5 protein-coding genes are annotated in these 17,247 nt (G+C 49.4%); 1 reads left to right on the top strand and 4 read right to left on the bottom strand.

The annotated features are described in order from the left end of the window. Positions 1 to 436: 436 nt before the first annotated feature. Positions 437 to 3,103 (top strand): hypothetical protein, encoded by a 2,667-nt coding sequence (locus F5984_RS23680; protein WP_152126702.1) that lies wholly within the window; start codon positions 437 to 439, stop codon positions 3,101 to 3,103. A 19-nt stretch (positions 3,104 to 3,122) separates the two neighbouring features. Here F5984_RS23680 and F5984_RS23675 read toward each other — a convergent pair whose 3' ends face one another. The 4 genes from F5984_RS23675 to F5984_RS23660 form a co-directional block, all read right to left on the bottom strand. Then, the gene (locus tag F5984_RS23675) at positions 3,123 to 4,277 is read right to left on the bottom strand and encodes a hypothetical protein (RefSeq protein ID WP_152126701.1); all 1,155 of its coding nucleotides are present in this window, start codon (positions 4,275 to 4,277) and stop codon (positions 3,123 to 3,125) included. A gap of 765 nt (positions 4,278 to 5,042) precedes the next feature. Then, positions 5,043 to 6,794 carry an AAA domain-containing protein gene (locus F5984_RS23670; protein ID WP_152126700.1) on the bottom strand — a complete coding sequence of 584 codons (1,752 nt, stop codon included), beginning with the start codon at positions 6,792 to 6,794 and terminating at the stop codon, positions 5,043 to 5,045. A 6-nt stretch (positions 6,795 to 6,800) separates the two neighbouring features. Beyond that, positions 6,801 to 12,080 (bottom strand): sacsin N-terminal ATP-binding-like domain-containing protein, encoded by a 5,280-nt coding sequence (locus F5984_RS23665; RefSeq protein ID WP_152126699.1) that lies wholly within the window; start codon positions 12,078 to 12,080, stop codon positions 6,801 to 6,803. A 53-nt stretch (positions 12,081 to 12,133) separates the two neighbouring features. After that, complete coding sequence (locus tag F5984_RS23660; protein WP_152126698.1) at positions 12,134 to 17,245, bottom strand: Eco57I restriction-modification methylase domain-containing protein; 5,112 nt, start codon at positions 17,243 to 17,245, stop codon at positions 12,134 to 12,136. Between the last annotated feature and the right edge of the window lie 2 nt (positions 17,246 to 17,247).

The following is a 17,247-nucleotide window of genomic DNA, read 5'->3' as shown; positions in this document are numbered from 1 at the left end:
AGAATACTTCCCGCTACAGACAACGGATGGAAAATGGCAACTGTGTCATATTATTTGGAAGTTTTACTCTTGCAACAAATATATAGCATTATTTTTCGGCTTTTACAATAGTATGTTTGCTTTGTTTGGACAACTTACCAAAAAAAATTTGGTCATTTTGGGTCGTGCATTTTTCAATTTTCGGGCAAGTTGGTTCTTTAAGCAGGTACTATTTTGTTTAAACATTATCTCTAAAAAAATTTAAATGATTTAAAGTATACATACCCTATTTTTCACTTTGCCATAAAATATACAGAGCTAAAAACCAGCTGGTTATGTCTCTGTCTTATCGTATATCCTACCTGTGGAATCAACCCCTTTTCTCACAAAAACGGCTACAGCTATCGACTGTAAGCGAGCTTTGCTGACCATCATGACGGCGGCTATCTACGTCAAAATGTTTGCCGATGACAAAGAAATGGTGGATGGCGAGAAAAAGAGGGTTAAAAAACGTGGCATCAGTACGCTTAAAAAAGCCATAAAAGAGTACAATGTCGCCTTCCCAAATGAGTGGGGCACGGGTGGGTCTAATTACGTCGGGGAGTTATTGGACATCAAGGGGCTTCCGACTCTGGAAAAGTTGTGTACGTGTATCAATAATTTGACAGACCCAATTCCAGTGGCTCTGTACGAGCGGATCGTCGTGCTTTTAGGTGGCGCCACGCTCTCAAAAGGTTCTGATGCAACCCGCATAAAGGCCGCTATCGATTACATAAATGGATTCTCCTATTGCCAGCAACTTATCCAGAAGAAGTTTCCGGATATAAACAGGTTTGCGCTCGAATTATACATCCCCAGACAAAAAACGCCCTACTCATCGATCGAAGCGTTTCTGAAAAGCAACCAAACGCTTAAACGGTGCGTGGTACGGCTTGAGAGTCAGCTCCTGCGGCCTAAAGCTAAAGCCACAACCGGTATTGAACCGCCAGAGAAAACCTCGACGGGTATTGAAGTCAAATCTGATACAAAGAGTACCGAGCCACCGACAGAAGTACTTGAACGTGTCGATCGATGCCTGGCCCATCATTTGAATTTTGAACGACAACTTGTATTGGCTGACACTACCCTGACCTGGTCGGGCTCTACACTGACCCGAGTGGTGATGGTGCAGCGCGACGAGTTCAGAATCAGAGCCGGGCGTAATACTTTCGTGGGCGAGGGCCCGAATATTATTAGTGAGGGACGAACGATTTATATTGTTCTGAAAGCCGAGGGGAATCCGGATATACAGTTGCAGGTAACTATAGAGCGCCAACCCGACGAACTGGGGCAACGCAATGGTGTTTTTACTTACATGAAGTATAAGTTGGATGCCCCCCAGCAACCAGCGGTGCCATTTAGCGGATTAGTGGTGTTACAAAACGTTCCTGAAAAGTTGGATATCCAACTTTTTGAGCAGGAATTGCTGCGGGCCGCGGCATCTGATTCGAAACGTAACAAGCCTAAAAACGACTTGTTGCGTGATGCATTACGCATCCGGTATCGGATACTGGATCAGATAGCGACGTTTCCGAAGTCGTTGGCTAAGGCCGAAACAGCTCCTTGGGCGGGTTTGCAAGACTTTGTAGGCAGGTATGTGTGTTACTATATGCGGCTATCGTTTGTGCCTGCCCGGTTCGAAATCAGCCAGATTGAGATTTTTGCTGATGGCCGTGCTTCCTTACGCCAGCCTCCCAATGAGGCAAGATTTGAAGGCTATGTTCGGGTCAATGCCAATCGGCTCTGGATCTATTTCAGACCCAATTACGATGAAGTGACGGGTAAAGAGCCAATACGGTTTATAGTTGATAAAGGAATGACCCGGGAAAGCATGGTTTTTCGGGGGATGTTTAGCAGCCAAACCATGACCGAAAAAAAGCTAGTCTCGGGACGCATGCTAATGAAACGATTGCTCCCCCGCGAAGCATGGCCTAAACCCCTCTCAGTGCCATTTGACCAGATAAATCTCTCCCATTTGCCCGATGCCGAGGACCGAACCTTCTTTATGGAAGAATGGAAACCGGAGGCCAACCTTACCGATGGGCCGATCTGGGCGGAGGTAGCCAACCGGCTGCAAAAACATTCAGCATTGCCTGTGCTGAACCAACTCTGCACCGACTCTTCGCGCGGTAAAAAAGCCTTTAACCGCCGACATTTTTACTATTACTCGTTTAAAAACGAAAGCGACGAGGAAGATCAGTTTTTTATTCAGCGAGATCTGCTCACCTTTTACGAAAACGGAACGGTGACCATCCAGGCGGGAAACACCACGTACAAGGGGGTTGCTTTCTACCACCAGCAAACGCTGCGGCTGTCACTGTCTAGTGACGAACACGGTTTTCTGGAAATATTTCTGTCTGTAATGGCCGATAAGTCAGATCTGCACTCGATTGAGATTTTGTACGGACAGTCGTTGTGGCGAAATGGAGCTCGAATTCAGGGTAAAAACGTGGTATTATCGCGGTTAGAACGCCAAACGTTTAGCCCTAAACAGGAGAACTTCTATTTTCTGCATCCGAACGATAAGCGGTTTAAAGCTGAGCTAAAACGACTGACGGATGAAGATACAAACGGAGGTGGGGTGATTAGTTACCAAAGGGGGGAGGCAAACCGGTTTATGCACACCACGGCCGGGGCTTCGCACCGGCAGTTTAGGCCGCGCGACCAACGTTTTCGGGAAGCACATTTCCTCATTGCCTGTTATTATGGTTTCCTGTTTCACCAGGGGTGGCCAACGGCTATTTTGCCGGGTACTGATGCCTATACTCAGTGGCTTAGAAACTGTGAAAACCACCTCAAATTTGCATTCACTCATGGGTATGCGTGTAATTTCGCGGGCATATGTCTGAGTCTTGATGGTGAAGTGCCTCCTTTTGCTACCGTGGAGTCAATATACCATGACCGGTTTAAGAATGCCCGGCGAAACCACCGCAAAACCACAGATATTATCCACCGGATTAGGCAGATTGCGGCTGAGCAGCGCTTTCTGCGGAAGGCGTTTGCGCTCGGCGGGCCCCTGGCATTGGACGTGCTCTATGAGTTTGCCAGTCATTACTGGCCAAACTTACTGCCAAGCAGAAAGTAGCCTACTTCCCCAAAACCTATTATTGCCCTAGGAAGGCCCATACAAGTGCCACCTCCTGCTCAATTTTCGTACTCTTCCGTTCGGGGCTCATGTAGTGTGTGAACTGGCTACTTAAAATGACGGGTACTGTCAAGGTGTTGTGGGACAGGATAACCACATTGGGCAAATCTGTTGGTTGAATATAGAAATCAGGAGCCAGTGGGTTATACTCTGGTGAACGCCCCCTGAAGAATTTGGTAACAGCTCCATTGGCGGCAATAATGATTCGCGGTTGCTGTATTTCCAGAAGGGCGAAGAATAACCTCAACTGTTCCTTAGCAAAACCCACATAGGGGGGCTGTGTTATGAGCTGGGTAAACTCGTCCTGTTTGGACTTTCGTAGCTGAAACAAGTCAGCCTGCTCCCAACCCATGCCCAGTAGATCGGCCGTTTTACGATGCCGGGCAAAATAGGGAAGTTTGTCATGGTGCAGCCGTTGAATAGCCTGTAAATCGGGTATTCTTTCGGATACTATGCCTAAATCAAACCGAAAGAAATCATCTACCGCCTGATCTGTAGCGAACTGATTCGCGTAATCAGTTCGCTTTAAAACATTCCGGATATCCTGTGCATTGTAAGATGGATTTATCCCAACGTATAAAAGTGAATTGGGTACCGGCTCAGGATAAATCATCGGAACGATAGCAGACAGCTCCTGATTTTTCCAAAGAGACACCAACTCATGGTGCCATCCCTCCAGGCGTGCCGATACTGGCTCGATGGTCAGCGGCCGCACTGGGGCCAGGCTATATTCTGCCAGATACGTCCATTGGCCATTGTGAACTTGTAAGCGGATACCAAGCAAGTTTTCGTACTGTCGTAAGCTGTATGAGATTGCGGCCGTTTCGCGACGTCGATTTAATAGGTACAGTAGAGCGGACCGCACTAAATCGTAGTAATCGATATGAATCCATTTGGGGAATAGCCGATGCCAGGGGTAGCGACTATCGATTTGAGCGAAGGCCTCTATGAAGCTACGATACTTGGTTACCCGTTGAACATCCTCCGTTTCATCCCATCCCGTTTCGTTATGGTGATAATAAAAGGTAGGGGTGGTAGAATTGTCAACACGGCTTATAGCCAGGCTCCCTCCCTCTCCCAACAAAGAAAACACAACTTCGTGGTGCTGTTCCATACTAAACTAGCGTGGGTTATAGACTATACACATCCCAATTATTTATAAAGCAAATAGTTGCTGCCGATTATGGCCGACGAGCAGCTCTGAAACGGATGTCAGCCCGGGTTGCGGAAGGTTGAGCCTGCCGAAGCCTTAAGCGGCAGCCATTTTCCCTCACACACCGCAACTATATAACTAAAATTAATTCAGTAGGTGCGAGGTCCTAAACCTACAAGGTCTTCAAGACGGCACCAGGCTCCCAACTTACAGGTTTTTGCGCAAACCCTCTCCACACCCGTTTATAATCCACAGCCCGGTCTTAGCGGGGGCAGGTGGTGGTGTGCCGGTACGGCACCTACTCCCGGCTGAGGCCTTTTAGCGCGTTTTCCAACAAAGCGCGCTCCAAGCCTGTGAGGCCCCGGCTGCACGCAAACACAATGCGCCCACGGGCATTGTACCAGGTGTCGGCTTCGTTTTATTACCAGAACCGTTCGTTCTGATAACCTATTTTGTTGTTGGTCAGCAAGTGGTAGGCATATTATTTAGTGTGCTGTCACGGTTATTGATCAATTGGTGGCCAGTGTTCGAGCGAAGTAATTTTATTCTGCCAATTCCTAAACAAACAACGATAAGAGCGACCTGAAATAGTGAGTCTATTTACGAATACCTTCTTTGTGCTGGAAAAGGAAATGGTCGAAGGCTTATCCGGAAGGTCTAGCATGGAAGGTACTCGTAAATGGATTCTCGGACTTCAAGAGCCTGTTGTAATGGAAGTATGCCGGTTTAAATTTCAATTCGGTATTCAATTATTGCCTCTGTCAGGTACCTAATAACAGCTGGATTAGCAGCCGCTAGCTTAGAAATCTGATGATGAGCAACAATGATAGTTGCTTTACGCGCGCGACTGGTTGCTACATTAAAACGATTTTGGTTCAAAGAATGTGGGTAGCCGTCATCAGGAAGTATATAGAAGCAATAGTCCACATCTAAACCCTGTACACGGTCAACTGTCTCAATGAGCAAAGCTTTCTCCGTAAATCGTGGCTTAAGTTCGCGTTGACACTGCGATAACGTTTCTCGAAACGGCACTAACACAGCTACCTCCTGCCTATTGAGTTTAGTAAACAATGCGTCGAGCAGATTTGTGATAAACTTCATTGCCTTGGCAGGCAGTTGTTTTCCAACGCTTGTGCTAGCATACGTACAAAGTACAGGCCCCCCAGAATCAGGGATCTTATCTTTCCAATCCGGTCCGAGCAGTTCTCTATCAGTTTCAAGGCTCTTATTCAACGCCAGGGAGCGGATAGTATTTTGATAAAACAGATTCGTGAAACGGGTCGACCGTTCCATAAGTCGGCGCGTTTCAACCTTACGATAAAAGGGAATAGTTGGCATCGAACATAATGTCTGAAGCCCATTTACCAATTGCTCAATGCCCTTAAATTTTTCAAACGCTTTATTACATTTTATGATTGGTTCGAGCTGGTAAGGATCGCCAACTACAATAACATACTGGCCCAGTTTCAACGCCCCCGCCAGTGTAGTTAAAAATGCCTGACTTGCCTCCTCAACAATTATGTAGTCGAAGACAGGCTCTTCATACTTCTCCCAGTGCATGGAGAATTGATAGAATGTTGTTAGAACAGCATGACCCGGTTGCGCTGTGACCTCTTTCGCTGGCAGTAGTGCTGGGTAAGCCGCTTTTTCAGAGCCAGACAGGCTTGTTTTACTAACCTTTCCATCGGTTAGCAATGGTTGTAAAAAAGGTTTGGCACAAACCTCAACCACTGAGCGATTGGTCTGAGCTGTTAATAAGACGGATTGGTTTTCATTCAGTAATCGCGCAATAGTATCCGCGATTTGATGCGTCTTGCCTGTTCCAGGAGGGCCTTGCAATACGATAAGTCGGTGGCTATGTACAGCATCTTCAAGTACTTGAGGAATATCCTCTGCTTCCGTTAGTAGTATCGGAAGGCGGTCCGGCTTAAGAGTAGGCGAATTAAGCAATAGTTTTTCCCATGACCTACGAGGCTTATCGCTAGGTAATAGTTCAGTAAGATGGCGTAAGTTAACCAGATACTCTACCGGTGGTTCAGCCGGACCCAAGCAAATCATCTCATTTCGCTGCCTGCAATCAATGAATGATAGTGATACATCCCTGCATATAGCCCTGATCATATCAGGATTATCGGCCGAAATAAAATTGACGACTTTTAATTCAGAAAGGTCTGTTTCACTATTTAATGAACTTAGTAAATCACAGTAGAGAATTTGTTTCCATCGTTCTAATGATTTGTTTTCGGCACTCACTACGAAAGCCGTAAATAGTTGATCGAGCCGGGGAGTTGGCTTGTCTCTCCGGAAGTCGATGAAGATGTTGCCCCTGAGTACATCATAACCCTGATAGAGTCCCCTGAACAGTTCTTCGTTGGCAACTAAACTGATAGGAAGGGACTCACGGGTTCGTTTAATGTCTAACTCAATCTGGCGCAGTTCGCATTCGTAGAACTCTATCTGGGTTTCCCGGCTAGTCATATCTTCTTATAGCTCGTCAGGGGTTGACGTAGCGGCATTTATGGATTTGTTTGTTCGTTGAGCGAGTTTGTCCTGATACAAACTCTGATACATTTTTTCGCTTGTTACAAACAGTAGGTGGGTTGTTTTCTCATGGAGGGTTATGCCCTCATAATTTGCATCAATCTTATCAGGTTTTTCCACACGGTAAAGCATGTATTCATTCCATTTCTCGGCTAGCAACTCTTCTTTCGAGGAAAACAGACGCATCTCACCTCCCTGATATACGACGATCAGCACCTCATTATTAACTCCCAGCCGTTTCCAGGCACCCAGGTTCAGGTAAAGGAGTCCCCGTTTCGCGCTTCTAAAAGTAATGTTGTATGGATCTTTAAATCCAGCCCGCTTAACATTCATAAAATGAAGGCCAAGTGAGACTTCACTTTCGCTGAAATCAAATCCTTGTTCTTCCAGATAAGGAATACCCCGAAGAACAGCTGATTTAAATTCTTTCCCCTGTTGTATATCGTTCAACTCGTCACCTCCGATGATGCGTTCAAATTCTGGTGTGTAAAACTTACGCTGAGAACGAGGCTCATCTTCTGGGTGTTCTCTTGATTTTAGAGCCAGTTCATATAATTCATTTCTGGGTGTTTCAGGAAAGCATTCAGGTAGATTAAGCGGAAAACTCTTTGCAGGTTTGGCTGTCAGGTAGGTGGTACTTGTTTCTTCGTTAAAATAACTTTCTCCGTCCTCTTCAACTGATACAAGCTGATCGTCGTACCAGACCTGCCACGGTATCCTATTACTTTGAATTACATGGATCGGATACTCGTCTTTTAATTCCCACGTCTCGTAAAAGGGGGCCGATGGTGAAGTCGAACCCTCCAAAATATCCTTAGCCAGCTCTCTATTCGGGCAAATGGTAGCCAGTTTCCCGATTAGTTTATCTAAAGCGACAGGGAATGAATTCTCGACGACCCATGCCTTCTGTGTGGTCAGTAGGCTGTGAATTTCTGTCTCGTAGGGTTTCCAGTCATCCGACCACGTATGCACTACCTGATTAGCAAACTCAGCCAATCGGTAGGTCTTAACGCTGGCTTCAATGGAGGTTATAATCGGGACAATGGGTTGTTGGTCAGCAGGCCATTCGATTTTATTCAGCATCTCGCCGATACAACCGATACACGCCGTGACGAATTCGTCATTTTGCTGCGCGCTTAGCCAGTTGAGCGTGTTGATACGTAAGGGGTTGTCCAATGTTCGCTGGCATACCTTAGCGGTGGCGTCATCGCTATTGAGTAAGGCTTTTCTGAGTTTTACCACGTCGGAATCAGGGCCATTGGGTCCGTCGCTAAACTTCGTCAGGAAGGTTTTCTTGTCTTCTGTATCGGCCCATTTGGCGTAAAAATCAGGTAGCAATTCATCCGGTTCCAGGCAATAGTCGGGGTCTATCACACAATGCTCCAGGCCCAGCGGAATATGGCTCTCTTCGATCCCTTTGTCGTGCAGCAGGTTCAGGTACGTACCCAATTCGGCCCAGGCTTTCGCTTCCCGCTTCTTCTCACTCCAATGGTCAAAAAAGTGTTTAGTCTGTATTGGGGGGAGTTGAGATTGAGCGAGCCGACGTACCTGCAGGAAAACGACCTGTATTGGCGTTAGGTACGTTGGAGTGGCCTTGAAAATTTCTGATTCAGCATCTGCTGGTTTGAGAGTTTTAGCGGAGAAGACTTTCTCCCGTAGAAAGCGCTCACTGACTAGTTTACTGCAACTGCTGAAAGCCTTAATAGCTTTTTCAATCCGATCAATCCGATTGGCATTGTTTGGTAGCAGGTCGGCGGTCGAAAACTCGTAAGGCTCCTTTCCAGATACTAATTCGACTTGTACCATATCCGAAAAATCGGAGCACTCGCTGATGGGTAGCCCATCCAGCATTGTCTTGTCCAATAGTGCCTGAAAGGCCGCTGAACTTTCTGGCTCCTGTAAGTTGCGGGCCATCTTCAATACCTGCACTTCTGGCGATTCTGGCGAGTAGATCGCGGAGGAGGAGATAGCTAAAACTGGTAGTTTGTGAAGATAAGTAGCATACAACTTCGGATCTGACCGTTTCAGCAATAGCGGGGCCAATGCAAGGGTAGCCTGTTGTTCAATAAGCAAGTTCAACAGCGCATCGCCTGTTACGGCACCTATGGCCGCTAAGGTATCGGTATCGGCCAGCCCGTCGGGCATCGTTACGAACCTATCATCAAGGCCGGAGGTCTTTATAAATGACTGGATAGATGCGTCGGCAGCGTAAACGGTTTGGTTGAGCAGCTTGCTGAGCTGATAGCCAGCTTCTGTGGCCGAAATTGTCCATTCTGTTAGGAACGCAGCTTCATTAGCTTTTTCAAGAAAATCAATTAATAGCCGGGTTTCAGCTTTGCTCAGCGTCTTATCGGTATGAATAATACTAGTGGTGAGGGGGGCCGACCTGATTGCTAACCCAAAGTGCTCGATCAGCGTTTGGGAGTCTGGGTGAGGCATTAACCAGCCAGTTAGCGATTCGATGACTGCCTGCGCGGGTATGGCAGTTAGGACGTGGTGATCCCAAAGCGCTGCCGCAGCCTGGAAGCGGTGGGTGTCGTTGGTGTATAGCCACGGTAGGTCATTCCAGCCTGCCGTTGGCGTTATAGAGTCTTTGGCTCGCCACAGTTGCAGTTGCCTACCCCACTCCGCAACGTTTTGACTATCCAGATGCTGCGTACAGTCAGTCAGCACGTTTGGGTCGCAGAGGAGTTTTGAAAATAGAGTGGAAGACTTCACGAGCGCGTTGCGGGCTGCCGGGGGTAGTACCTTAAACTCCGGCTCCCGGATCGTGTAGGAGGTCAACCAGTGTGGCAGTCCTTCTATGTTCCTGTTCAGGAGCTTGTCTAACGGGCGTTGTACGCCCTGCTCGTCCGAAAATAATCGAAGCGTTCGGGTGTGTTTTTCGTCGCCAACCCGATTGAGCCCAACGAACAACGAAAATAGAGCTGCTTTTTGCTCCGGCTCAAGGCTGTACTGACTGCACCGCTCACTCACTTTGTCGTAGAGCACCACGTCTGAATCTAAGTACGTATCGCGTGTTTGAAATGCCGACTTAATAGCTGGAAATAGGTCAATATTGACGGAGGATACCTTAAAGCCCAGTGCGGATAATTCGGCGGGCAGGTCTTTTGTTCGGTTATCAATCAGCAGGTAGTCATCCTGATTAGCAATAGCTGACCACGATACAACCTCGTTGCCGAATCGAAGAATAGGAAGGTTAGGTAGTATGGGGCCCAACAAGTTGGTATTTTCCTTGCAATGAACATGGAGCCAGTCCAGAAATGCATTATACCGCAGCTCGTTTAACCCGCTGACTGCTCCGGCTAATATCTTCACCGATTCATCCTGTGCCAACCGATCTACAAACTCTTTGATCTCAAACCGGTCGATGGACAGAAATGCACGACGTAGGATCGCTGGTTCTATACGGCTGTCGGGCATTTGCTTCGACGTACCTGTAAAGGCATAAAAGAATGAGGTACCCAGTACCTTCGCTAATCTAACCTCATCCAGTATGATATTGGCAGGTAACTCCACGTAACCCGTAACAGAACGGATAAAAGGCAGGTCGCTGACGGCCTTACGGACCCCCCGGTTGAAAGCTGCGTTGATGTCGGACTCCGAGGGGTGCTTTTCATCTTTCAGGTCGCTGACCAATAGATTGAGGTACGAAGCGGGATGACGGTTGCTTTTGGACAGTCGGCTCAGCCAGTTGATGTGCGAATAGCCGATGTGATAGAACAGATATTGATTCCACAGGTTTTCGTGCAGAATAAACTCTCGGTCGGTCTTAGTAACGAAATCACCGTTTACCAGAAAGGGGAATGCGAAGCGTTTGTCAGACGTAGGCAGGTAGTTGAACAAAATAGCTTCGTCTTTATCGACCCGTTTTATTTTGTCCTCTTCAATCTGAGCCGCAAACGTCAGCGTAGTGCGTTCGAGGATCGCCAGTTTTTCGGGTATGTTCTTGACCTGCTGACCATCTTGGGTAACAAACTCATACTTACCGTCCTGCAACGCCCGTTTCTGAAACTGCAGGCCCGCTTCGGTAAAACTCTCGTTTGATATGGTGATCTCTGCATCCCATTTTTCGTAGGTGGCCTGTAACCTATCGTTACGCCGTATTTCCAACTGCGGCCCCGCCGTTTGCAGTGCCAACGTGCTTTTCTGGTCGTTGTGCGTATAGCTAACTGAGGTTATGTTCCGTAGAAAAAGTAGAAAACGGGGTTCACACAACAGCTTGCTAATTTTTTGGTCATACTGCTTCTCGGCCAATGTTGCCTGCCCAATCTCTAACGCAATGGCTACGTTCTGGCTGGCCCAGAAGTCAGATCTTTTTAGCTCATCGGGGTAATCGGCCAGTTCTACCCAGATAGGCTTGATTTGCCATGGAATGCGTTCAATCTGGGTAAATTCGGCTTCCCGGCCGGTGTATTCCCGCCTGATCTCGACCCGTTTGCTTTCCGACGAGTCCTCCATGTATTTGGCATATAGTTGCCAGAAATCAGAATAGATGGGGTGAAGCTTATCGAATTTGAATGAGTAGCTTTGTGACCTGATGAACACCCGGTTCGAGTCGGTAAACACTGATTTGAAGCCGATACCCTTGTAGCCGGTTTTGGTTTTGTCACGTGACTTGGTGCTTCGGGCCGCATCAGCGATGGCCATTACGTCGTTGCGGTCGAAGAATTTTCCGTCGTGCAAAAACAGAAAATAATCGCCCAGCAATTCCATTCGAACGTTGACCTTTTTGCCGCTGGTGGGCATATCGTCTGCGTTCTGCAAAAGCTCAAAAATGAATCGCTCAGTTTGGGTGTACAACTCCAGTTCGTTGAGCCGTAGCTGGGAAGCAATGGTGGCTGCATCGCCCGGATTTTCGCCCTTTCGGCTAAACCATTTCTTGATAAACTCCTGTGGCGACTCGTATCCCTCTATTTCTAATACCTCATCTATTTCTACCAAATATGGATTGGTGCTTCTATTCTTGATGGCGGGTTTAACCCGCACGGCATAATGTTTACCGATTATCAGGTTTTCGTTATGAAGTAAGTGCAATACAACTCGTTCTGCTTGTGCATGCCCCTCAACAAAAGGATAAAACACTTTGCGATCATTCGCTGTACAATTGGTGAAATACCCATATCTCGGATTTTTTTCTGACCTTCTGTATTCAGCAATTAGTAAAAGATCGTCGATTCGCCAGTGACCTTTTAATTTCTCTTCAACTAGTTCAGCTTCCATTTCTGGTAATTTTGGGTGTGTAATAGATGGTTATTTAAGCTAAGAGTTACTGTTTACCGAATTTTTTCAAGGCTGTATAATTCTGTAAAAGACTTCCACACCGCCCGGTAATCCTCGGCGCGGTCTTGCCGGGTAAAGGGCGGGTGGAACTCCACCACCTGCCCCCGGTACAACTCCGAGCGAGTGATGGTGTAGTGGTAGGGGCCCTGCTCCGGGCTGCGGCCTTTTAGCTCGCTCTCCCATAGGGTGCGCTCCACGCCCACGCCCGTGAGGCCCCGGCTGCACGTAAACACAATGCGCCCGCGGGCATCGTACCAGGTGTCGGCTTCGTTTTGCTGGAGCACGGGGAACTGCACCTCGTAAATGAGCAGCAGCTCATCTAGCGTGAGGCCCAGCGCCATGGCCGACAGTACATCGATCTCGACCAACGCCTGCCGACGCTCAAACGCGTTGCGCAGGGGCGTAGCCCAAACCCACTCCGCCGTGAGCGACCCAAACGGCGACAGCCGGGCATCCTGAACGGCCCACTGCTGCGCCGTAAAGGCGGGGCTAAACTGCCGCTCCCATAGCGGGGCGTAGTACTTGTTTAAACAGTTAAGCCGCAATGTTCTGACCGCCAAGGCTGTGCGGTAGGGTTCGGAAATGCCGAGTGGGAAGTTTACAATGGTAGATTGATAAAGGTCTCCTCGTCCTACTGTTTTTACAAAAAAGTCGAGTACAATAGAAGACGTGATTGATGCGATATCAACTAAGATGTCTTCTTTTTTTGCAGTAACTGAGATGACCAGGTTTATATGTGAAACTCTGGGCGGAATTATGGCTGGTTGTAACGTTCTTTCTCCAGCATTGTTCAGCATTTTGCTAAAACAAACTTTAAAATAGTCAAACCAATTATCATATCTAGCCTCAGTTTTATTGAATTCTTTTTGCTTGGAAGCATTTTCATTAATTACAAAGCCTCTTTGCTTCTGGACAAACTCCGAAAGGCCAATAGCTGGAATGTAATTTGTACGCGGAAAGAAATCGGGACTAATTGATTCTGTATCAATCACATCATAATGTGCTTTGTCAGTACAGATCTCTCTTGGAGTTTTATAAAAAGGGTTTGCTAAATAGAAATGTGGTCCACTAAAGATCATCCCCATCTCTTCATATAATGGAAATGAGGTTTCTCTTTTGATTATCCCCGCATTAACTGCATTGGTTTCATCCCAACAAACCGTAACCTTATTTTCTACACTGTTTACTGTTTTTGATAATACACTCAGCTTTTTAAGAATTGACATTATTGCCTCTGCATGTACGCTTACAAGCTTAGTCGTTTCCCACTCATCTGAATTTTCAAAAGTAGAAGCCAAAACTCGCAATTCATTTGCAGTAAACTTGACAATCCTCTCCTTATGTGGTCTGACATTCCAAGTAAAACTGTCATCTTCTGAGCCTGACATTATTTTAATTCCTCCAACAGGCCCGAAACCGTTGTGTATAAAGCAACCATCCAAAGTATTGGGATGAAACAGGTTATTGATTGATTCAAAATTTGGTTCCCTGCTTTCAGTACCTGAGTACACATTGATTCCGTATTTCTCTCTATGTGCGACTTCTGCAAAAAGATTGAAAGCGTTCTGAAATTGAAAATGATACCGCAATCGCTGATAAACAACTCGTCGAAGCGGTTGGCCATTGGGGTCGTCATAGATACTTTCGGGATGGAGCAGGCCGGCAAAGCCTTCGGGGGCCAATAGCCCGAGGGTGTTTTCCAGGACGCACTTGTAGAGGTTGGTTTGCTGCCCCACCAAGAGCGGGTAGTTCTGGAGGCCGTTCATGAAGTTGGCCGTGCTTTCGGCGGCTACCTGCTCGCTCAGGTACAGCTCGCGCAGGCCGGGGGCACCCGAAAAGTAGCCGGTCAGCTTTTTGCGGACTTCGGGGGCCGTTACGCCCCGGATGGCCACTTCGGGGAACCGCTCGGCCACAATGTCGGCTTCAGCAAACTCCATCTTGAGCCAGGGCGGGTTGCCCACAATCACATCAAAGCCACCCCGCTCGGCAAAAACCTCCACAAACTCAAGCGGGTAATGGAAAAAGCGGTAGCGTTTGGTGAGGGCCTGCACCACCCGCAGCCGTTCGTTGGCAAATAGGTCTTCGTCGGTGCGGTCGGTGTACTCCACAATCGCTTCTTCTACGGCGAGTTGCTCGTCGGCCTGGCGGTAGGTGTTTACCCCACCACCGTCCCCTCCTCTTTTTTCAAGGGTAGTGGTGAAATCAAGCCGGGTTTGCACGACGCGGTCCGGCGTTCCGGTTGGGGCAAACATATCCAGTTGGGTAGCCTCTAGGGCTACGCCAGGGCTGTTGGCCCTTTCGGGCTTTCCACCATTTCGCCGTTCCTCGTCCATATCCAGCTTCAGGAGGTTGGCTACATCGGCATACCACTGACGGCGGGAAGGGAGTTGGTCGGCCTGCCGCACATCCCAGAACCAGAGTGCGCACCAATAGTCCATAATGGAGCGCAGGATAAAGTAGGGCGCGTTGGTGCGTTGGCGGTTTTCGGCCATTCGTTCGCGCTCGGCATAATCCAGAATAAGCTGCCCTTTGGGTTCAAAGCCAAAGAAAGGCTCATCCTGCCGGGTTTCGTCGGCCACCCGTCGCTGAAAGCGGTAGTGCTGGGTGAGCAGTTCGTCTATTTTCTGGCAAATGCGCTGTAGCTGCCGGTATTCCTCGGCATCAATGGGCTTGAAAAACTCTTTTTTCCAGTTGGCAAAAGCCGTTTTGCGGTTTTCGGCCTGTTGCTGAGCGAACAAGTCTCCGGGGTCCGTAGCTTCCCAGAGGGCTTTGATGCCCGCGGAGGGCACCATGTTTTTGTCGGGGAGCAGGAAATGGTAAATCTCGTCGTCGCGCCGGTTTACGGCAAAGGCTTTGCTTTTGGGTTTCCAGTTGAGGGGTTTGGGGGCTTTGGTCCACCACTCGCGCGGTTCCCATTTGGTGCGGGTCTTGTTGGTGTAGGTCAGCTTAACGTCGGCGTAGGCGTAGGTTTTCAGGCCCGCGCCCACCACGGCATTGCCCACCCCCAGGCGGTAGCCAAAAAAAGGCGGGGGCATGTCGCGGTGAATCACGTTGAGCCAGAGCGAGAGCTTGCCCAGTTCCACGGCCGTGGGGTTCAGGTCAACCCCATACACGTGGTTGGTGGCGAGGTGGGCCTTTACGCGCTGTAGCTGCTCGCGGTAGTCGTTGGGGGCAATTTTGGTTTTCAGCTCCTGCTGCCGGTGTTGCAGGTAGGCTTCGGCCAGTTGGTTAATCACCTCATTATGAAAAGCGGCCGCGCCCATGGCCGGTTCCAGAATATTCAGGTTTAGCAGGTCGGTGGCTGAGAGGCCGCCGTGGATTCGGTCCTTACCCAACCGTTCCAGAATGGGTTTGAGTGTATAGCGCACGGTGGCCTGCGTAAGTACCTCCGGCGTGTAATAACTCGCCGACTGCTGCCGGTCGCGCCCGCTGAGCCGGTACAGAAACCGCCCTTTCGGGATAATCAGCTCCCGGTGGGTTTCTTCGCCCGACTCAGTTCGTTCACGCACGATTTCGTTGTCTTTGAAATCGTCGCGCCGTCGGCGGGGCACCACCTCCGCGTCGGCATCGGGCGATGAGGGGTTCTTTACCAGAATATGGTCTTCGTCGGCAAAAAAGCCCCGGTAAGCCAGCAGGCTTTCGTACACGCTACCCAACTGGTTAATACCCAGATTGGCATAGCTGATACGGCCCCGGCTGGATGGCCCCCGACTGGATGGAACCTTTCCCTTCCCTTTCCCTTTAGCCGCATTGCCGCGTGGTCCGGCACTCCGGCGGGATAGCGACAGCCGCCCGATGATTTCCTGCCAGACCACATTCCGAATCCGCACCGATTTCAGCAGCGTGAGCCGGTTTTCATCGAACAGGGGCGAGTCGAGCGGGCGCACCCCAAACGAGCGTTCGGGGTCGGCGGGTTTATAGCCCTGCCGGAGCAGCCGGAAGAGTTGCCGTAGCGAATCGTCGAAGAAATACCCGTTTCGGCTCGAATCGGAGGTGAGGGGCACCAGTTCCAGATCGCGCAGCCGTTCGAGCGAGTAGCCTTTGGCATACACGGGGTCGTCGGTGGGCAGAATGTTCAACTCGGGCCGGGACTCGGCGTAGAACAGAAACAGCAGCCGGTACACCAGCGTCAGGCATTCGTCTTTGAGTTGCCGGGCATCGACCTCGGTCGCATCGTCGGGGGCAGTACCGGGAGCTGGGTTGTTTGCCCAGTACCAGACGGCTTCATTGGCAAGGCCTTCTACGGCGGCCACAATGCCTTCGCGGAGGTCTTTGGTTACTTCATAGGCCGAGCGGTGGCTGTCTTCGTCGAGCTGATCGAGCAGAAGCCGGCCAGCGGATTGGTGGCTATCCGGAGCGAGGGCGTCCTTACCCACCAGGCACCAGAACAGGCCGTAGAGGGTTCGGTCGCGAGCGGCTTCCGCAAAGAGTTCTTCCAAGTCGAAGGTCAGGTAGGCACCCCTAAACCATTTTTCGCCTTCGAACAGGTACACCACATTACCGGCCAACAGCAGAATATAAGGCGGCCGCCGGTCGGTTTCGAGCAGAAACAAGGTCGAAATGGCCTCGTTGATAATGCTAGGCGATAGTTTAAGCCCTTCGGGCACCTGAAACACGTTGTCCCACTGCGAGCGGTGGAAACGTTGAGCGGGTGCTGGGTCCGCGTCGTCCTCGGTGTTGTAGCGTTGTTCAAACAGGCCGGGCGGTTCATTATCGCCGTCGCGGATCAGGGCCTGCATTTCCAGAATCATCAGGGCCGGTCGGCCGTCGGTTCGGCGCAGGGTATGGCGCACCGGCAAAACCTCGGTTTCGGAGAGGTGAAAGAGATCGGTATAGTCGGGCCGGGCACCGGGATAGCCTAGCGCATCGAGCAGGTACCCATGAAAGCGGTGGGTTTCGGTGATGCGGTCTTTGGCCCGCATGGAACCGCTGAGGTAGGCATCTTTAAAGGCAAAATAACGGTTTTTGAGGCCAGCCAGCTTGTCCTGAACCGGTTTTAGAGCCTCAGCCTCGTACCCCGATTTTTGCAGGACTTTACGGGCAAACTCATCGTCGAAATAGTTGGAAGCGAAAAACTCGCCGGTGTTCTGTATGGATTTCAGCATAC

It is taken from the genome of Rudanella paleaurantiibacter (assembly GCF_009184635.1).
In the GTDB taxonomy this organism is placed as follows: domain Bacteria; phylum Bacteroidota; class Bacteroidia; order Cytophagales; family Spirosomataceae; genus Rudanella; species Rudanella paleaurantiibacter.
Note: the sequence above shows the minus strand (reverse complement) of the source record. Positions and strands in the feature narration are given on the sequence as shown.